Annotated in this window: 17 protein-coding genes; all 17 read right to left on the reverse strand. The window is 54.1% G+C overall.

What is annotated here, in order from left to right:
• Positions 1-67: 67 nt before the first annotated feature.
• The 17 genes from spoIIID to AC6ROY_RS15015 all read right to left on the reverse strand — a co-directional run bounded on the left by spoIIID (position 68) and on the right by AC6ROY_RS15015 (position 19,985).
• The gene (gene spoIIID, locus AC6ROY_RS14935; protein ID WP_010499429.1) at positions 68-355 is read right to left on the reverse strand and encodes a sporulation transcriptional regulator SpoIIID; all 288 of its coding nucleotides are present in this window, start codon (positions 353-355) and stop codon (positions 68-70) included.
• 206 nt (positions 356-561) lie between these two features.
• Complete coding sequence (locus tag AC6ROY_RS14940) at positions 562-1,296, reverse strand: peptidoglycan DD-metalloendopeptidase family protein (protein WP_500101369.1); 735 nt, start codon at positions 1,294-1,296, stop codon at positions 562-564.
• A 64-nt stretch (positions 1,297-1,360) separates the two neighbouring features.
• Complete coding sequence (gene spoIID, locus AC6ROY_RS14945; protein WP_500101370.1) at positions 1,361-2,422, reverse strand: stage II sporulation protein D; 1,062 nt, start codon at positions 2,420-2,422, stop codon at positions 1,361-1,363.
• A gap of 217 nt (positions 2,423-2,639) precedes the next feature.
• Positions 2,640-3,962 (reverse strand): UDP-N-acetylglucosamine 1-carboxyvinyltransferase, encoded by a 1,323-nt coding sequence (gene murA, locus AC6ROY_RS14950; protein ID WP_500101371.1) that lies wholly within the window; start codon positions 3,960-3,962, stop codon positions 2,640-2,642.
• Positions 3,963-4,137: 175 nt separating this feature from the next.
• Entirely contained in the window at positions 4,138-4,389 is a 252-nt protein-coding gene (locus tag AC6ROY_RS14955; RefSeq protein ID WP_500101372.1) for a DUF1146 family protein, read from the reverse strand.
• A gap of 142 nt (positions 4,390-4,531) precedes the next feature.
• Positions 4,532-7,054, reverse strand: coding sequence for a S8 family peptidase (locus AC6ROY_RS14960; protein ID WP_500101373.1), 2,523 nt, complete (start codon positions 7,052-7,054; stop codon positions 4,532-4,534).
• Between the two features lie 216 nt (positions 7,055-7,270).
• Positions 7,271-8,365 carry a GerAB/ArcD/ProY family transporter gene (locus tag AC6ROY_RS14965; RefSeq protein WP_500101374.1) on the reverse strand — a complete coding sequence of 365 codons (1,095 nt, stop codon included), beginning with the start codon at positions 8,363-8,365 and terminating at the stop codon, positions 7,271-7,273.
• Complete coding sequence (locus AC6ROY_RS14970) at positions 8,358-9,530, reverse strand: Ger(x)C family spore germination protein (RefSeq protein WP_500101375.1); 1,173 nt, start codon at positions 9,528-9,530, stop codon at positions 8,358-8,360. Before AC6ROY_RS14970 ends, AC6ROY_RS14965 begins: the two co-directional genes overlap by 8 nt.
• A gap of 26 nt (positions 9,531-9,556) precedes the next feature.
• Positions 9,557-11,017, reverse strand: a complete 1,461-nt coding sequence (locus tag AC6ROY_RS14975; protein WP_500101376.1) for a spore germination protein — start codon at positions 11,015-11,017, stop codon at positions 9,557-9,559.
• Between the two features lie 365 nt (positions 11,018-11,382).
• A complete protein-coding gene (locus AC6ROY_RS14980; protein ID WP_500101377.1) occupies positions 11,383-12,900 on the reverse strand; it encodes an NADH-quinone oxidoreductase subunit N in 1,518 nt (505 codons plus the stop codon).
• Between the two features lie 4 nt (positions 12,901-12,904).
• Positions 12,905-14,530, reverse strand: coding sequence for a complex I subunit 4 family protein (locus AC6ROY_RS14985; protein WP_500101378.1), 1,626 nt, complete (start codon positions 14,528-14,530; stop codon positions 12,905-12,907).
• Positions 14,523-16,412 carry an NADH-quinone oxidoreductase subunit L gene (gene nuoL, locus AC6ROY_RS14990; protein WP_500101379.1) on the reverse strand — a complete coding sequence of 630 codons (1,890 nt, stop codon included), beginning with the start codon at positions 16,410-16,412 and terminating at the stop codon, positions 14,523-14,525. The genes AC6ROY_RS14985 and nuoL overlap by 8 nt, the downstream gene beginning before the upstream one ends.
• Positions 16,413-16,536: 124 nt before the next feature.
• On the reverse strand, positions 16,537-16,857 hold the full coding sequence (gene nuoK, locus AC6ROY_RS14995) for an NADH-quinone oxidoreductase subunit NuoK (RefSeq protein WP_500101380.1): 321 nt from the start codon (positions 16,855-16,857) through the stop codon (positions 16,537-16,539).
• A 2-nt stretch (positions 16,858-16,859) separates the two neighbouring features.
• Positions 16,860-17,387 carry an NADH-quinone oxidoreductase subunit J gene (locus AC6ROY_RS15000; RefSeq protein ID WP_500101381.1) on the reverse strand — a complete coding sequence of 176 codons (528 nt, stop codon included), beginning with the start codon at positions 17,385-17,387 and terminating at the stop codon, positions 16,860-16,862.
• Positions 17,387-17,830, reverse strand: coding sequence for an NADH-quinone oxidoreductase subunit NuoI (gene nuoI, locus AC6ROY_RS15005; protein ID WP_500101382.1), 444 nt, complete (start codon positions 17,828-17,830; stop codon positions 17,387-17,389). The genes AC6ROY_RS15000 and nuoI overlap by 1 nt, the downstream gene beginning before the upstream one ends.
• Before the next feature lie 44 nt (positions 17,831-17,874).
• Positions 17,875-18,882 (reverse strand): NADH-quinone oxidoreductase subunit NuoH, encoded by a 1,008-nt coding sequence (gene nuoH / locus AC6ROY_RS15010; RefSeq protein WP_500101383.1) that lies wholly within the window; start codon positions 18,880-18,882, stop codon positions 17,875-17,877.
• Entirely contained in the window at positions 18,882-19,985 is a 1,104-nt protein-coding gene (locus AC6ROY_RS15015; protein WP_500101384.1) for an NADH-quinone oxidoreductase subunit D, read from the reverse strand. The genes nuoH and AC6ROY_RS15015 overlap by 1 nt, the downstream gene beginning before the upstream one ends.
• Positions 19,986-19,987: the final 2 nt, after the last annotated feature.

Consider the following 19,987-nt stretch of genomic DNA (forward strand, 5'->3'; position numbering starts at 1 on the left):
ACGACTGCTATTTCGACAAATCTCGCTCGTGCGCCGATCCAGCGAGGGGAAGGTGATCAGAGCAGAGCTACTTGACCGTAACGAGCTTCTCCTGTGCCTTCGGGTTGCGGGTTTTGCGGTACTTGATTTTAGTCGCTTCTCCCCCGCGAAGATGGCGGATTGACTTGTGATACTCCAGAATATGCTTGACCTGATTGGCAAGCTCCGGATTGATTTCCGGCAGACGCTCCGTGAGATCCTTGTGCACCGTGCTCTTGGACACACCGAATTCCTTGGCTATGGTGCGAACCGTATGCTTGGTCTCCACCAGGCAACGTCCGATCTTAATGGTTCGTTCCTTAATGTAATCGTGCACTCCCCTCGCCTCCCTCACTCGAGTTAGTTTGGTACAGTATATGAGGAGCAACCGCTTATATTCTTTGTTTCACGGCCATGACAAGCCTGGAATGTACAATTATTTTCAATATTCAGCTTCGGTGAACGGGATCGACCGCCTGCAAGCGAGCCGACAAAGCAAAAAGCAGGGGGAGCTGCTCCCCTGCCGGTGTGTCACGCTTGCTGTTATTGCTCCAGAATGTGCTGCTCCGGATTCAGAGCCGGTCCGCCTTGGCCCTGGCGAAGCTCAAAGTGCAAATGAATACCTTGATCCTTCTCAAGCTCATTGCGGCCTGCTTTAGCGAGTACATCGCCTTTTTTAACCTCGGCGTTCGGTGCGACCTTCACATCAGCCAAGCTTTGGTAGACGGAAACCAAGCCGTTGTTGTGTGTAATTTCAACGAGATTGCCGACAATCGGATCTTTCTGCACCATGGTCACCTTGCCGCTGGCTGCCGCCAGTACATCGAAGGCGCTGTTATCCGGCTTGGCGAAATCCATTCCGATGTGCGGCGTGAACGTATCGCCGTATTCAACCATCGCCGCCTGGCGGACATCGCTAGGCGCCTTGTTGTCGAAAAACGGCAGGATGACCTCCAGCTCGGCACGGTCTGCAACCGGCCACTGCATCGTTTCTTGCTTGGCAGTCGTCGCGACGGCATCAGGTCCGGTTACATTGTCCGTAACCGTTCTGGTGCCAGTGGAGTCCGGAATCGCGGTTTTGTTCGCATCGAACGTGCCCGCTCCCTGGTACATCCACATTAACGTTAAGATGATTGCCGCTGCTGCCATGTACGTCGCCGGGAATACCCATTTTTTACCGAGCAATCTCTTCCAGAATGAGGTACTGCCATGTTGCGCTCCCTCGACAGTTTTAGGAGCTTCTTTTTGGACTTGGACATCTTTTTGTTGTTCACTCATCTATCATCACCTCGCTAACCATTGTTACCGGAATTGCGAGATTTATACGCTAGCTGTCCACGAATTACATTTTTTTACCTTTCCATAGATTTGCCGCCGGAGCAAGCTCAACGCCAGTATAATAGTATTTCACAATTTCCTCAGCGCTGCGTCCCGCCTTGGCCATGCCGTTTGCTCCCCACTGACTCATGCCGACGCCATGCCCGTAGCCCGTCGTCGTAAAGGTCCACCTGCCGTTCGCATAACTCCATAGAAACTGGCTAGACGGCAAGCCAAGCTTCTCCCGGACCTCCCGGCCGCTGAAGCTTTGTCCGCCTATTGTCAAGCGCTTGATCCGCTGACCGGCGCTTCGCTCCTGCACCTGGATGCCCGTCTTGCCGCCAGCCAAAACAGGCACGGCGGCCGGGAGCTTGAGCTTCTGCTGAAGCTCCTCGGAGGTCAACGTCATACTGGAGCGGTAACGCGGCGACAGGTCTGCATCCCAAGGACTCGGCACACTGCGCAGGTACGGCAGCTTGAAGCTCCAGTAATCCTCCGAATTTTCCGTATAGCCGTTACTCGTCGAAAAATAGCTGGCTTCAATCGGTTGGCCGCCGTAGGTGATAACGGTTCCCTTGGTGTCCTCAACGGCCTTACTCAGCTTGCTCCAGTTGCGCTCGAATTGCCCGGCGCCCCAGCGGCGCCGCAAGTCTTCATTGCTGCTGTACGCCTGGTGCAGTGTCGTATCTGTGACCGTAGCGGCGGAGCCTGCTGCCCCGGCCGTCTCCCCTTCAAGAAGCCGCCGCACGATATACGTCCGCGCTGCCAGCGCCTGCGCCTTCAAGGCTTCCGGCTCGAATTCAATCGGCATTTCGGCGGCCACCACGCCGGTTACATACGCTTCCAGCTCGATCTGCTCCGTCGTCTGCTTGCCGCTAAGATGCACCTTGACCATAACGTTCTCGCGGTCCGGCCCAAGCGATTGACCCGACTCCGCGGCAGGCGGTCTGCCTACGACGTTTCGACCTTCCGAGACGCGCACAAGCAGCCAGGGCACCACTAACATAACGGTCAGACAACTGCTGAGCCCCAGCAAAAACCAGCGAACCCAGGCGGCCTGCTTGCGGGATAGCTTGTACTTCCTCATGCGGCCCTTCCTCTCCCTCTCCCATTCGATCTGCCACTCGATCTGCCATTCCTCGCAGCCCAGCGGGCCTAGCATCTATTGATGCGAGCTTGGGTAACATTAGCTTATGTACCCGAAAGATAGAATAGTACCTGAGCGCACGGCCGGGGAGTGAACGCAAAAAGGCCCTTTCGCTAGAAAGGACCTGCAGCGTAAAAGTTCCGGACCGGGTATGACACTAAGCCAGCGTAGGCTGCACCACAAACATCGGCAGCGGCTCTGCCTGACGCTCCGGCTCGGTGTCTACCGACAGCCGCCGGACATCAGCCCCGAGACGCGCCAGCTTCTCGGCGATCTCCACATAACCCCGATCAATGTGATGAACACCGGTGATCTCGGTATCGCCTTCGGCTACAAGCGCAGCAAGAATCAACGCAGCCCCTGCGCGCAAATCGGTGGCGCATACTTTGGCGCCCTGCAGCCTGCCGCCGCCGCTGACGACGGCAGTACGGCCTTCCACCTTGATCTGGGCGCTCATGTTGGCCATCTGCTCCACATGCATGAAACGGTTTTCGAACACTGTTTCCGTCACGATGCTTGTGCCGTCAGCCGTGAGCAGCAGCGCCATCATCTGGGATTGCATATCGGTCGGGAAACCCGGATACGGCAAAGTTTTCACATCAACCGCACGCAAAGGGCGGCTTGCGAATACGCGCAGCCCGTTTTCATCCTCGTCAATTTGCACGCCCATCTCCTGCATCTTGGAAATAACCGGCCGCAAGTGATCGCCAATCGCGCCTTCAATATACAGATCGCTGTTCGTAATCGCGGCCGCCATCATGTATGTACCTGCTTCGATCCGGTCAGGAATGACCGTATGTACTGCCCCGCTCAGCCGTTCCACGCCGTCAATGCGAATCGTGCCTGTACCGGCTCCGCGGATGCGCGCGCCCATCGCGTTTAAGTAATTAGCCAAATCAACGATTTCCGGCTCCTTGGCCGCGTTCTCCAGCAGCGTCGTACCTTCGGCCAAGGTGGCGGCCATCATAATATTTTCCGTAGCGCCGACACTGGCGACATCAAGATAAATTTTAGCGCCCTTCAGCCGGCCCTGAATCCTTGCTTCAATATAGCCCTGGCCCAGCTCGATTTCCGCACCCATCGCTTCAAACCCTTTGAGATGCTGATCAATGGGCCTTGTGCCAATCGCACAGCCGCCCGGCAATGAAATTCGCGCCTGGCCCATACGGGCAAGCAGCGGTCCCATCACGAGGAAGGAGGCACGCATCTTGCGCACCAGCTCGTAGGACGCTTCGCAGGTTTGAATCCGGACCGCATTGACCCGAATTGACTCCTGCTTGTATTCTACCTCAACGCCAAGGCTTTGCAGCACCTTGTTAATGACCAGCACGTCATCCAAAGGCGGTGCGTCATGAATCACGCTTTCGCCCTCCATGCCAAGCAGTGAGGCTGCGATAATCGGCAGCACGGCATTTTTCGCTCCGTGGATTCGAACCCTGCCCGATAACTTTTTGCCGCCGCGGACGATAATTTTGCTCACCTGGATGATCCCCTTCCGCGAATTCGTTATACGTGTATTAAGAAAACCCTCTATTGAGGCCATTCAAGGATGAACGACCGCATTTCAAAGCATTCGTCAAGCACGCTTGCTTTCAAGCCGTCGTACTATCCATTGTAGACAACATTCCACTCCGTTATTCGGCTCCGCGCGCATTTCAGAAGATTCCGGAGAACCATGTCGACCAAGCCAGATAATCAATAACAAACCGGGCCACCTGATAGCCGAGCGCAATCGAAAGGAAAATTTGCAGCAGCTTCGCCTGCGGACTTTTCGCACGCCGGAATAAGCTTTCCCATTTCAGTTCCTGCAGCGCCCACCAGGACAGACCGATGAACACCAGCACAAGTGCGATGTTGAACACGCCCTTCATTCCTAGCGAGTTATTGACTTGATCAAGCATCTCCATCTGTTTTCCCCCTTCATGGCCGCTGCGCGCAAATGCCGGACGACCATCGCGGCTGTGGTCTTAGCGGTCTTATTAGACATCTTTACCCTGCGGATTGTTCCGTTAATCGCTTGCGCGCACCCGGCTTACGGAAGCCGGTCCCCTATCCCGAGAGCGCTTCGGCCAACAGCCGCACAAATTCAGCCCGCGTCGCCTGCTGATCGGGACGGAACGACCCGTCCTCATACCCGCCGATTAATCCTTCGGCTTTCATCTGCTTGATTAGCCCTGCGCCCCAATAATCTTCATCAATATCTACAAATGGCTGCAGACCTCGCAGCTTCCCTGTCTTATTCATGCTGCGTGCCAGCATCGCCGTCATTTCCATCCGGGTAACCGGCTGGTCCGGTGCAAAGGTTTTGTCAGGGTAACCGTCGATGATGCCCGCCTGCGCCGCCTTTGCAATGTACGGAAAAGCCCAATGATTCGCAGCCAAATCCGAATAAGCGATCGCACGCTCCTTGCTTAAATTAAATGCACGCGACAAAACCGCCGTAGCCTCGGCGCGCGTAATCGGACGATCCGGCTGGAACGTAAAATCATCGTAGCCGTCAATAACCCTTCTGCCGGTCAAAGCGAGAATCGACGAAGCCGCCCAATGATTGCGTATGTCGGTATACCCGCCGGTCAGCGGCTTCGCATCGACCTGCAGCTGGTACATCCGGTTATCGAACGCCTGATTGGCCGTCAGCTTCACATAATACGTTCCCGGTGCAAAGCGGCCGGACAGCTGCTGCCGGTCCTCATAAGCGCCATTCATGGAGCTGGCCATTGATTTAAGCGTGCCGTCATATAACGTCATGTACATGGAAACCGGTGAAGGTATATCCTTGATGCCGATTTGCACATAGCTTTCTTCCTCAACGCGGAACTGGAACCAGTCAATATCGCGCGCCCGATCCAGCAAACCGGCATACGGCGTATTTAACGACATAAAGGTCGCTTGATACGAACGGTCATTAGGCTCGTTGGGATCAATCAGCTTGGTATTGTAATCAATCTTTAACGTATATTCACCGACTATCGGATTTTCGTATTCTTTTACATTCGTCACCCGAAAGTAATACGTCCCCGGAAATACCTCGGGAATTTCATAGGTTTCGGTAGCCCCATCATCGCCAAGGTCAATCGTCACCGACTTCTCGCCCTGACGCTGCACAAGCAGCACCGGGTCGATTCGAGCCGTGTCCACCGAGAGCGACAGCTGGAGCGAGCCGGATTGTTCCACGGGGAACTCGAACCAGTCGCTGTCATGATATTGGTGAAAGGTCCCCTTGATGGTCTGACTGCGGGAAGGCAGCACATGCGCCTTATATTGCTTATCATTATCCTCAAACGGATCGCGATAAATTTCGAAGGAGGTTGCCAGCTGGTACGGAACGGCCTCCTGCTGGTTGCGGTCCTTGAGCTGCAGCTGCACGTAGCTTTTGCCCTTCGTCACCTTAAAGGGGACAGTCTGCCCATGCTGCACCGACTTGCTGGTGAGCAAGCCTGAGGCATCTGTATGCTGGACCGTAACGGTTTGCTTCGGATCAATCTCAAAGGTCAAGTTAACTGTACCGTCATAAGGAGCATCCAGCACAAACCAGTCGGCATCCGAGCCGCCTTCGAACGAAGCCGCTATCTTTTTACTGATCGAAATCGGTTTCGCCTGATCCTTGCGCTGGTTTGGCTCGTACGAATCGGCCATATAAGGCTCCGTCAGCAGCCGATCCGCCCGGAGCAATCCGTAGCCCGTGGACGGGTCCCAGCCTTTCGTGCCGAGATCCTCAGCCGTCTGGCGAATCCATTGGCGAATTTGATACGCCTTGAGATCCGGACGCTGGCCCCAGGCGAGCGCCGCGGCGGCAGCTACCTGAGGGGCAGCCATCGACGTACCGTCCTTGTCCTCATAGGAATCCCACAGTCCGGTTGTAAATACGTTCCATGGAGCGACAACGTCAATTTCCAGACCGGTATTGGACCGACTGTCTACGCGGCCGTCCAGCCCCACACCGCCGACAGCAAGCACCGTCGGATACGCGGCAGGGTATTTCACCCGATTGCCCTCGTTGCCGGTCGCAGCGACCAGCAGCACGTCGCGCTCCTCCGCATACTTGACAATATCGCTCAAATAAGCGGAATATTTATTCAGGCCGAGCGAAAGCACAACGATACGAGCCCCGTGATCGACCGCATAGCGAATTGCTTCGCCTAGCATTTGTTCGTCTCCGGAGCCATCGGCTTTTAACGCTTTAATCGGCATCATCTTGGCATTCCACAGCATTCCGGCGACTCCGCGGTCATTGTTGCCGACAGCGCCGATAATACCCGCTACATTGGTGCCATGCCCGTTATCATCCTCGGGCGGCATCGCAGGGTCCAGCAGATTCGCCCCCCTCACGATGTTCGCCTTCAGATCGGGATGCGAAAGCTGTACGCCGGTATCCACGATCGCGATCACCATGCCGGTATTGCCTCGGGAAATCTCCCAGGCTTCACTCATATGAATACGTTGTAAGTTTGTTTGTTTGGTGTAGAACGGATCGTCTGCATCCATCGCATAAACCGTTCCGCAGCCAATCAGGAAAAGCGCCAGACCTGTGAACGATGCAAGCATGTACGGTTTTAGCCTATAAGTATTCATCGTCATCAAAATCCTTTATCCTGAATTTCTGCTTAAACTTCATTATACCATTCTAAGCCTTCTGGCAGGTGGGTGCAACTGGAATATTTTAATGATAGCGGTTACTTTCTATTACATTGCAAACAATTCGAACTTTATACCTGAGAAGCTGCCTGCTCCCCGCCACACTGGAAAAAGCCCCGGCTTTGCCAAGCCGCGGCTCTTCGTAAAGATGCGTCAATTTCGCTTCATACGGGTACGAATCAGTGCGGTCAGAAACAACATGGTCGTCAGGCCGCCTTCGATACTGAGCGCAACAAGCGGAAACCAGTAGCCCAAATAATAGCCGACCATCGAGCTGTTGTAGGTGAATGGCAGCAGCGGGCTGAACACAAGCATTGCCCCGAATGCATACACCCAATTCTTGTGCGAGCGCGTGTTAAAGAGCTGGGCTGCGCCTTCGGCAGCGGCGTAATAAATCGTGGAGATTGTAATAAACGAACCGGAGATAAAGCTCAGGAACAGCAGCACCTCAATCCGTTCAAAAATAATAAATTCGATAATCCGTGTAAATACATAGACCGGATGCTGAAACTGTACAGCCATTTCAATCCCCATCACCATGACGCAATACAGCAAATACAAGGTCATGATGAAAGAACCCAGCACAACGGCCTGAACTTTCATGGTGAACGTCTTCTCCGGCTTAGACAAATGAGGCATAATCATCCCCATCATAATACAAATGCCAAACCAGCTCCCAGGGTAAATCGAGCCCTTCAACGCAGGCAGCATCCCATCCTCGAAAACCGGCAGCAAATAGTTCAGATGCAAATACGGCGTTGCGCTGGAAAATAAAATGATGCTCGCTACGACAATAAACACGCCGATCATTTGACTCAATCTCGCAATGGTTTCAATTCCTTTCACAGCTGCGATGGCCGCACAGACGGTCATCGTCACTGAAAACACCCAGCGCGGCGTATCAGCCATCAACGTACGATTTAGAAAATCGCTGTAAATCCACATGGCTGTCATCATCACACCGAGAAAAAAACAAAGAAACACGACATTCACGACCCGTCCGAGCTTGCCCAGCACCGTGTTCGTATACTGAATAAGCGACTGGCCCGGATATTTACGCCCCAGCCAGTAGAGCAGGAATGCTACATAAATATCAATCAAGGTGCCTACGCCCATCGACAGCCACAAATCCTGCTTTACCTTCGATACAAGCTGGTTCGGGACGGAGAAGAACGTAAGCGATGTAATCGAAACAAAGATAATAAAGAAGAATTGGTATGGCGATACTTCACTCCGGCTCCTATTCATTCGTTATCATCCTTTCCCTTACCGCTTCCTGCAGCAGACCTGACTTGACGATCTGGAGAGAAGACGTTACTTCCGCTTTGACATCAGGCAGAATTCCGCTCCAGTCAGTCTTGAGCGCCTTCCAACGCTTGGGATTTTGCCGGTGAATCACTTCCCCGAAACCAATGACATCACTTTGATACGTTTTGTAAACCTTGGCGACTGATTTTTGAATCTTCGCCTGAATCTCACTGTTGACCTCATGCCTAAGTTCGGCAAACGCCTCCAACCGGGACAAATTGAGCTTCGTTAATGACGTTTTCAAAATAGCGATGCCCTCGACCCGGATGCTCAGCTGCGGCAGCTCTCCCTGAAACACAGAGCCCATCTCTACCTTTATATCTTCCAGTTCAAAGTCAATAACCTCCTTCCCCCCGCGCCTCACCCGCAAGGTGCCAAATTTTGTACCGCCTGTTAGCCAATTGACGGCTTGGCTTTCATCCTCCGTTAGCCAGCCAACCATTTTATAATTACGAAAAACAGCTGCCTCGCTAATTTGCGTCTGCTTAATTCCGACTGCCGGAACAGCCGATAAACCGGGTGCCGTCGCATGAAAACCCGCCGTGCTCAGGCGGGGCAAAAATTGATACATTTTCACAGAGCCGCTTGACGCGCTGCGCTCCTTGTCATTCAGAAACGCCTTCCACTGATCGGCAGATACAGACTCAAGCTCGTAGGCCTGCTGGAGCGCTTCCTTGGCCGGTGTTTTGGAAACGAGAATATGGCTGTTGAAGTTTTGATTCGCTTCCCTCCAGAAAAAGTCCATAAATCCATCCAACCCGCTTCTGGCGAGCGTTTCCCCGATTAACACGATTTTCGTTTGCGGAAAAAACAAATTTTTCTTCGCCTGATGCCGGATCGTAGCTACCGCTTCCTCGATCGTAGCTCCTGATGCCGAATAGACGGCAAACGGCTTTCGGTTCTGGTTCCCTCCCCCAGCCGCAATGGGCAATGTAGGGTTGATTAGCTGCAAGGTCACCTCCAGTTGCTTGTCCTTGGTCAAATCCAGCCCGATGGCGGAAACAACCGTCAGCTGGTCAAAGTTCAACTGGCTCCAGCAGCCGCACAGGAAAAGTAACGGGAGCAAGCAGGCGATCCTCTTCAGTTGTTGCACGCTTCGTGCCACCCAAGCTCGCCTCCCTCGCTACAAGGTTACCGTCTCCCGGTCCGCCGATGCCTCCAAATCCACCAGGGCAGGCGCATCAGTGCCTCAGCGGCCCCTGCCTTCTTAAACGGAGCGAGCGGAGCCATATACGGCACACCGACGGATTTCATCGACGTCAGATGAATGCCTAGCATAAACAAGGCAATAAATATCCCGTACAAGCCAATTACTGAAGCAAAAATCAGCATGCCGAAGCGCAAGCTCCGGATCGTGCCGGACAGCGATATCGACGGAATTGTAAAGGAAGCAATGGCCGTTCCTGCCACTACAATAACTGCAGGCGATGAGATAAGACCCGCCTTGACCGCCGACTCCCCGATAACCAGCGCGCCCACGATACTAATCGCCGAACCGATGGAACGGGGCATCCGAATGCTCGCCTCTCGCAGCCCCTCAAAGGTCAGCTCCATCAAGAGCGCCTCCATCAGCACCGGGAAAGGCACGCCGTCACGGGCCGATAAAATACTGCTGAGCAGCTGCGAAGGAATCATTTCCGGATGAAAGGTCAGCACGGCCACATAGACAGAAGGCAGCAGCAGAGTAAACCAAAAACCGAGATAACGAATCCAGCGCACAAAGGTGGCGATCGGATAAGCTAAATACAGGTCCTCAGTCGTGCGGAGCAGGTGAAACAACGTACACGGCAGCACAAGCGCAAACGGTGTGCCATCCACCAATACGGCAACGCGTCCCTCCATAATAATTCCGGCAATGTCGTCGGGGCGTTCCGTGCTGTACACCGTCGGAAAAAAGGAGCCCCGATGATCCTTAATGCTTTCTTCAATGTACTGCGATTCCAGCACAGCGTCGATCTGGATGTCTTGAAGTCGCTTACGCACTTCCTCCACGACCTCTGGAGACGCTTGATCCTGTACATAGACCATCGCCACTTTCGTATGAGACAGCTTGCCGACAGTCAGATACTCCACCCGAACCCACTTGCTCCGCACCCGGCGGCGGATCAATGAAATGTTCACGCCGAGCGATTCGACAAACCCGTCCCGCGGACCACGAATGACCGTCGAGGAAGCAGGCTCCTCAATATTTCTTACCTCATAGCCCTGGGTATTTGCCGCGATCAGGTCCTTGCACCCGTCAACCGCCACAATAGCCGAACCGCAGATGAGCAGCTGAATCGCTTGCTCCAGATTGTCGAGAATCGTCACCTCGGTAGCCGTCAGAATCGAGCGGCAAATAAAGGGGATCGACAGCTCTTCTTGATGACGGTCGCCCGCCAGCAATGAAGGGTATCCCGTAATTAATGGCGTGATCACATTTTCATTCAATGTTTGGTTATTGATCATCCCGTCAATCCACAGTACAAGCACCGGAATTTGCTGCTCCCCGAGTCTGCATTCCCGGAACGATAAATCAGACGTATGCCCCAGCTCATCCAGCACGGCCGTCAGTCGATCTTGTATGGAATGTTTTTTACTGATCTCCTGCATATGCAATCCCCATCTTTCAAGCTATACAAAATGAAACAAATGATTCTTCGAACCGCTTCTCCAGCTTCCTGTTATACGCTTAACTTAATTTTTTTGCAGCTTATATAGCTAGATGCTGCTTAGTATGGTTGAAATTTCATTTATTATTCCGTAAATTGCCGGAGACGTTCTGCTGTGCAGGCAGCATAAAGAAGCATTCGTTAGGATCAACAAACGGAGCTTACGCCGGGTTTTGCACGATACGGAGAAACTCAGAGGTGTTTTATCTGGGATTGCAAAAAAATAATCGCGAAAAGCTGTTATTCAACAAAAAACACCCCGCTGCCAGCCAACAGGCCAGGCAAATCAGGGTGTCTCTTGTAATCCTAACTAAACATAAACAAATCTTGGCTGATCGAAAAAATACGTTCCAGGTAGCTCAGCACCCCTTGCGGATATAACCCCAGCAAGACACCGACACCGGCGCACAGCCAGACGGTGATCCGGAGCGGCATCGTCGGACGCAGCGGTCCGGCTTCGTCATCACTGCGCATGAACATTTGCCGGATCAGGCCGAAGTAATAGTAAAACGATACGACGCTCGTAATAATCATGACCGCGCCCAGCCAGTAATACTGGGTCTGCATGGCGCCAAGCATGATGTAGAGCTTCCCGAAGAAGCCGCCTGACACGGGCAGTCCCGCCAGCGACAGCACCAGCAGCACGGTCGCAATTGCAAGACCCGGCGACCGGTAGTAAAGCCCGGCGAAGCTTTTCAGCTCTTGTCCGCCTGTCGAGCGCTCCACAATCATCAGCATGGCGAAAATTCCGACGTTCATAAACAAATAGGCGATTAAATAAAACGTAAACTCGGCAAAATTCGAAAAATGCACGATCGTAAACTGAACGGCAATCGGCACTAGTAAATACCCGGTGTTAGCGATCCCGGAGTACGCGAGCAGCCGCTTCATGTTCGTCTGCCGCAAGGCTGTGAAGTTACCGACGACCATCGCAGCCGCTGCTATCACCATTAAGGCAGTCAGAAAATCATCGTGGATCGGCGTATCCATAATGCCCGGCGAGGCAAATACCGTATACATGACACGGAATAAAATGGCGAATGCCGCTGCCTTGGACACAACGGCCAGAAACGCCGTTACCTGGGTCGGAGCGCCTTGGTACACATCCGGCGCCCAAGTGTGGAAAGGCGATGCCGCTACTTTGAAGCCGAAGCCTGCGAGAATCAGGAAAAAGCTCAAGTAAATCATCGGCTGCAGAGCTGCTCCGTTCTGCTCCAGCGTGGCCGAAATTTGCGGAATGACCGTTGTGCCCGTCATTCCGTACAGGAACGACATCCCGTACAAAATCAACGCCGACGAAATACCGCCTAACACCAAATATTTGAAGGCCCCTTCATTGGACTGTACCAGCTTCTTCCGCATCGCCACTAAAATGTACGAGGTAATGCTGAGCAGCTCCAGCCCGACGAACAAGGTGATCAGGTCGCCCGAGGACGCCATGATCATCCCGCCTAGTGTGGCAGGCAGCAGCAAATAATAAAATTCACCGACATGCGGAATCTCCTCTTCATTCACCGAGCCAAGGCTCATGAAGGTAATGAGACCTGCGCCGGCCAGCAGCACAAGCTTGAGCACACTGGCGAAGTCGTCGATCCGATAGCTGAAGAGCAGCAGCTCCCGGGGCTCGACCTGATTCAGCTGATACACGATCACAAACACGGCCGACAGCGCCAGACTGATCAAGGACAGCCAACCCAGCCATACGCGGCTGCTCTGGCGCGGCAGCAGCAGGTCCAGCAGCGATAAGATGACGGCAGCAGCGACCAATGTCAGCTCCGGCGCCAGCAGTCCGAGCTCATGAAGTTGCAGACGTAATGGTTCCACCGGTCTAACCCCCCATCTTCGTAACGCTGCGAATAAATTGATCGAATCCGCTCACCGTCTGATGCAGCGGCTCGCTGAGAATGCCCGGATATACGCCAAGCACAATAATGAAGGCGGCCAGCGTAATCATCGGCAGCGCTTCGATAAACCGGGCATCCCGCATATCCGGCATCCCGCTGCGCTGTGGGCCGTATGTAATGCCGAGCACCCCGCGCAGCACGTAGACAGCGGTCAATATAATGCCCAGCGCACCGACAGCAGTGACGACTCGCTGTGTTTCGAACAGTCCGACGAAGGCCAGAAACTCGCTGACGAAGCCGGATAAGCCCGGCAAGCCCAGCGAGGCCATGCCGCCCAGCAGCAAAATGCCGGAAATAAACGGCATCGACTTGGCCAACCCGCCCAGCTCATCCAACTGGGTCGTACGCGTTCGCTCGTAGATGCTGCCGACGATAAGGAACATCAGCGCCGAAATCAAGCCGTGCGATACGAGCTGAAATACCGCACCCTGCAGGCCGATTGTATTGAACGCAGCAATACCAAGCAATACGATGCCCATATGGCTGATACTGGAGTAGGCCAGGACAAGCTTGAACTCCTTTTGCACAAAGGCCAGAATCGCGCCATACAAAATATTGATGACGCCCAGCACCGCCAGCACAGAGGCCCAAGCGACCGCCTGCTGCGGAAATAGCAGGATGCCGAAGCGAATCAAGCCGTAAGCGCCCATCTTGAGCAGAATACCGGAGTGAATCATAACGATGGACGGCGGCGCTTCCGTATGCACCTTGAGCATCCACGTATGGAACGGGAACAGCGGCAGCTTGATGCCGAAGGCGACAAGCAGCAGCACGAACAGCACCCATTTCATCATAGCGCTCAAGTAAAATACATTGCCCTCCAGATCACTCTGATTAACGTAAGCTTCCGCGCTCTGGAACAAATTTTCCGTAATGACATTGAGGTCGCCGGAATAATGAATGGACACCGCGTTGCCGACAACCGTCTGTGTAAATCCGGCCGTACTGACCAGGATCAGAAAAGCAATGAGCATAATCGCCGACCCGAGTCCGTTATAAATGAGGAATTTATTCGCCGCACGCTCGCGATCCATGTATCCCCAAATGCCGATCAGGAAAAACACCGGTACAAGCGTAACCTCAAAGAATACAAAAAACAGAAACAAATCCTGCGCCATAAACACGCCGAACATGCCGACCTCCAGCAGGAGGAACCAGATAAAATAAGCCTTCCAGCGCTTCTTGATATAAACCGACGCAAGTGCGGCCATCGTGGCGACAAGCGCCGTCAGCACGACCAGCGGCAGCGACAGACCGTCCACCGCAAGCGAATACTTAAACTCCATGAAGAAGGAGGTCATCTGGTTCAAGCCTTGTGTCTCCCGATCAAGCGGGATCGTAATCCACGGCACAGCCTCCTTGAACTGCATACCCGCGACGTTGACATTAAATTGGGCATACAGCCAGATAGACAACCCCAGCGGAATAAGCGTCGTTACGATCGCCGTCGTCTTGATCCACTGTCCCTGCGACTTCGGCAGAAACATCAGCACAAGCACGCCAAGCAGCGGTGAAAACGTGATGAGTGAAAGAATCGGAATTTTATCCAAGGTTGATGAACCTCCTTCCCGCGATTGCCAGCATCAGAATGAGCAGCCCGATCAGCGTAGCCAGACCGTAGGTCTGCACCTGTCCATTCTGCAAGCGGGAGCCGAGCCGGCCGACGCCTAATACGGCATAAGAAGATAACCGCACCACGCCATCGACGACATACACATCAAACAAATGAAGCACCTGACCGAGCGCATGCAAGGAGCGCACCCACACGACCTGATACAGCTCATCTACAAAATACTTGCGGTTCAGCAGCGTGTAAAGCCAAGGAGCCGAAGCGACGAAACGCTCCGCCGAAATCGTCCGCTTCATATAGACCAGATACCCCGTTCCGATCCCCAGTACCCCGACGAGCGTGGACAACACCATAATCAGCACGGAAGCATGCTCCGCCTCCGCATGACCGGTTAACCAGGTGCCGAGCCAAGGGTTAAACGGTGTAAATACAAAGCCGGCGATAACGGCCAGCACGGCCAGCACGATCAGCGGCATCGTCATCGTAGCCGGCGACTCATGCACATGCGCATGCTGCCCGCCGCGCGGCTTGCCGAAAAATACGAGGAAATACAGCCTGGACATATAGAAGGCGGTAAAGTAAGCCGCGATCAGCCCTACCGCGAGCAATCCGTAACGGCCCGTATTGTACGCTTCCGTCAAGATCGCATCCTTGGACCAGAAGCCGGACAACGGCACAATTCCGCTAAGCGCCAGCGCGCCGATCGCGAAGGTCCAGGCTGTCACTTTCATCTTGCTGCCGACACCGCCCATCTCATGAATGTTCTGCGTGTGTACGGCATGAATGACGCTTCCCGCCCCGAGAAACAGCAGCGCTTTGAAGAAGGCATGCGTGAACAGGTGGAAAATACCTGCGGTATAAGCAGCTGTCGTTCCGATTCCAAGCGCCATCATCATATACCCGAGCTGGCTGACCGTCGAATACGCCAAAATCCGCTTGATATCGTTTTGCGCTGTGCCGATTGTCGCTGCGAAAATCGCCGTGAAGCCGCCGACTATAGCTACGACCGTCAGCGCCGCAGGCGCGGCTGTAAAAATATCAAACGTACGGGCTACCAGATACACGCCGGCCGCAACCATCGTCGCCGCGTGAATAAGCGCACTGATTGGCGTCGGGCCTTCCATCGCATCAGGCAGCCACGTATGCAGCGGAAACTGGCCGGACTTGCCCATCGCGCCGATAAAAATCAGAATCGCGATCCAGGTCGCCATTTCCCCGGAAATTTTCCCGCCCTCGAATGCATTGCTGATGGACGTAAAATCAAGCGCATGATTCGGCATCACCCAGAACAGCAGCAATATGCCGATAAACAGACCGACGTCCCCGATCCGGGTGACGATGAACGCTTTTTTGGCCGCGGCGCGCGCCTCGGGCTTGTAGTACCAGAACCCGACGAGCAGGAACGAGCAGACGCCCACCAGCTCCCAAAATATGTACAGCTGCACGAGATTTTCAGAAATAACAAGCCCGAGCATCGAAAACGTAAATAAGGCAATGTACGCGAAAAACACATGGATACGCTCGTCTCCATGCATATACCCTTTCGCATACACATTGACGAGCAAGCTGACAAGCGTCACCACGACCAGCATCAATGCGTTCAGGTTCGTGACCTCAAAGCCCATTTTCAGCGTGAAATCGCCAAGCTTGAGCCACTGCATCTGGTTCCACGTGTAGTCCGCCGCGCCTCCGACGCGCTCCCAAAAAATCAGAACCGCCAGCACAAACGAAACAAAGACGGCCGCTATACTAATATAAGTGCCCGTATCCCGTAACGAGCGTCCCGCTGCCGTTAAGATCAAAAACGACAACAGCGGAAACAACGGAACGAGCCAGGCATATTGCGAGAAAGCCGATACCATGAGCCTAAATCCTCCTCTATGCGGCTGCCGGCCGTATGCGCTCAGGACCCGGCCATTGCCTGCCCGGACCGGGTCTTCACCACTGGTCGGGGCGATCTGCCGAGCGCGCTGCCGCAGCCCTTCGCTATCGCTTCATCGAATCCATGTCTCCGACATCCGTCGTTCCCCTGTTACGATAGAAAGCGATCAGAATGGCGATGCCCACCGCCACCTCCGCTGCCGCCACCGTAATATTAAACAGAGAAAAAATTTGCCCTGTTAAGCCGGGCTGCGCGCCAAATCTGGAGAACGCCACCAGATTGAGATTCACGGCGTTCAGCATCAGCTCAATGGACAACAGAACGATAACCGCGTTTTTCTTGGACAATGCTCCGTACAAGCCAATGCAGAACAAAATCGCGGCGAGCGTCAAATAAGGGGTTGCCGGGCCTGCTGCTGCTCCCATGCCTAATCCTCCTCCCGCTTCGCGATAATAATAGCCCCGATGAACGCTACGGTCAGCAGCACCGACATCAGCTCAAACGGAATGACATATTGGCCAAACAGCAGCTTGCCGATTTCCATCGTGTTGTCCTCGACCTGAGGAAACTCCCCGGCCTGGAGCGGTGTCTGCTGGATGACGTAGAAGATGATGCCGAACAAGCCGGCCGCGCCGACAAAGAGCAGCCCGTTATGCCATGGACGGCGCGGCTCCTCTTCATCGTGCTTGTGGTGCTTGGTCATCATAATGCCGAAAATCATCAGGATGGAGATCGCTCCTGCATAAATCAAAATCTGTACGATCGCTACAAACTCCGCCTGCAAAATCACATACAGCCCGGCCAGGCTGACAAAGGTCAACGCCAGCGCCAGCACCATATGGACAACCTGCGTATAGTTGATCATAAAGATCGCGCCGCCGATCGCCAGCAGAGCGCAGACGAAAAAGACCACGTTTTCGCCGCTCGACAGGAAGGTCACGATATTGCCCGCCATTACTTGGCACCGCCCTTCGGCATAGCCGAGTTATTCTCTTGGCGCACATTGACATTGTTGTTGTTCAGCCATTCGAGGTTTTTAAATAAGTCATCCCGGCTGTACGAGCTTAGCTCGAAGTTGTTCGTCATAACAATCGCTTCGGTCGGACATACCTCGGTACACAGATCGCAGAGAATGCAAATCTCAAAGTTGATGTCATACGTGTCGATCACTTTGCCCTTCTTCTCCGGGTCCGGATTCGGCTTGCCGACCAATGTAATGCATTCCGTCGGACAAATCCGGGCGCACTGGTTGCACACGATGCATTTCTCCGGATCGAAGTGCTGAATGCCGCGGAACCGATCGGGCAGCGACAGCGGCACATCGGGATATGCATACGTGATTTTCTTGGCCGTCAAGCTTTTCAGTGTGACGCCAAGCCCCTTCACGATACCTTTCATTTCATTCACCCTTTCGTCGTAGGCCTGCCGGCAGCAGCTGCTTCCTACATGACAATCGCCATGTAGATGGCCGTTATGAAAATATTAACGAGCGCCAGCGGCAGCAGCACCCTCCAGCCAAGTCCCATCAGCTGATCCACACGGACCCGCGGCAGCGTCCCCCGCAGCCAGATGAGCACAAACACGATCAGTGAAAATTTTAGCAAAAACCACAGAATGCCCGGAATGAAGCTGAGGAACGAAAACGGCGCGTGCCAGCCCCCCAGAAACAACGTTGTCGTCAGCCCGGCGATGGCAAATACATAGACGTATTCGGCCAGCATGAAGAAGGCAAACCGGAACCCGCTGTATTCGACGTGGTAGCCGGCAACCAGCTCAGACTCCGCCTCCGGCAAGTCAAACGGCGTCCGGTTCAGCTCCGACACCGCTGCAATGGTAAAGACGGCGAAGCCGACGATTTGCGGCAGGAAGTTCCAGTGCCAGAAGCCGCCGCCTTGCGCTTCAACGATCCGGTTCAGGTTCATGCTGCCCGTCATCATGACCACGCCGACAACCGAGATGACAAGCGGAATCTCATAGCTGATCATCTGGGCAGCGGAACGCATCCCTCCGAGCAGCGCGTACTTGTTGTTGGAGGCCCAGCCTCCGAGTACGATACCGATCGTGGAAATACCGGATAACGCCACGTAATACAGCACCCCGATATTCAAATCGCTGGTGATCAGCCCGCTGGAATAAGGAATAACCGCCGTCACAACAAAGGCAGGAATAAATGTAATGATCGGCGCGAGAATAAACAGCCCGCGATCCGCCTTGCGCGGAATCGTATCCTCCTTGATCAGCAGCTTGAACACGTCCGCGACCGTCTGCAGCAGGCCAAGCGGCCCTGTCCGGTTCGGTCCGATCCGCAGCTGCATCCAGCCCAATATTTTTCGCTCAAAATAAATCGCATACGTCACAAATCCGAGAATGATCAGCAGCAGCGCAACCGCCCAAGCGAAAAAAACGGCTGCGCTCATCCATGTCAACGGTTGATCGAGCAACCCGAACATCAGCAGTCAACCTCCCCGACGACAATATCAATGCCTCCGAGGATGGTGATCAGGTTCGTCATCGTTTCCCCGACCAACAGCTTCGGCAAAATCTGCAGATTGACAAACGACGGCCTGCGGAACTTCAGCCGGTATGGCTTATCTTTCCCTTTCGATACGATGTAGCAGCCGATTTCGCCACGCGGCGATTCGATGGCCGCATACACCTCACCCTCGGCAGGGCGAAGCACCCGGGGCACCTTGCCCATAATTTCGCCATCGCCGGGGAACTGCTCCACCGCTTGCTCCAGAATGCGGAGCGACTGGCGGATTTCCTCCATGCGCAGCAAATACCGATCGTGGCAATCGCCGACATGTGACACCGGAACATCGAACTCAAACCGATCATAAAGACTGTAAGGCTGAGCCTTCCGCAAATCCCAATTAACCCCGGTACAGCGCAAGTTGGCTCCGCTCAAGCCGTAGGCGATGGCCGTCTCGGCATCGTATTTGCCGACGCCCTTGATCCGCGCCAGAAAAATTTCATTGCCGCTGACCAGACGGTCATACTCCTCCAGCTTCTCCCTCATGTACGGTACAAACTCGCGGACCTTCTGAATCCAGCCTTCAGGTGCATCCCACTTCACGCCGCCGACCCGCATATAGTTGTAAGTTAGACGAGCGCCGCACAGCTCCGTAAACAGGTCGATGATGATTTCCCGATCCCGGAACGCATACAGAAACGGACTCATCGCCCCGATATCAAGCAAGTACGTGCCCCACCAGACGAGATGGCTCGCCACCCGCTGCAGCTCCATCACAATCAGCCGCAAAAATTCGGCCCGCTCGGGAATTTCCAGCTGCATCAGCTTCTCGACCGCATGCACCAGCACGTAGTTATTCGTCATCGCGGACACGTAATCCATCCGGTCCGTGTAGGGGATAATTTGCGTATACATCAGGTTCTCGGCCAGCTTCTCCGTCCCCCGATGCAAATAACCCATGACGGGGATCGCTTCCTTGATCACTTCCCCGTCCAGCTTGACGATAATACGGAAAACTCCGTGCGTACTCGGATGCTGCGGGCCTACATTCAAAAGCAGTTCTTCGGTTCTAATCGCCACGA

Source organism: Paenibacillus sp. sg306046 (assembly GCF_059821225.1).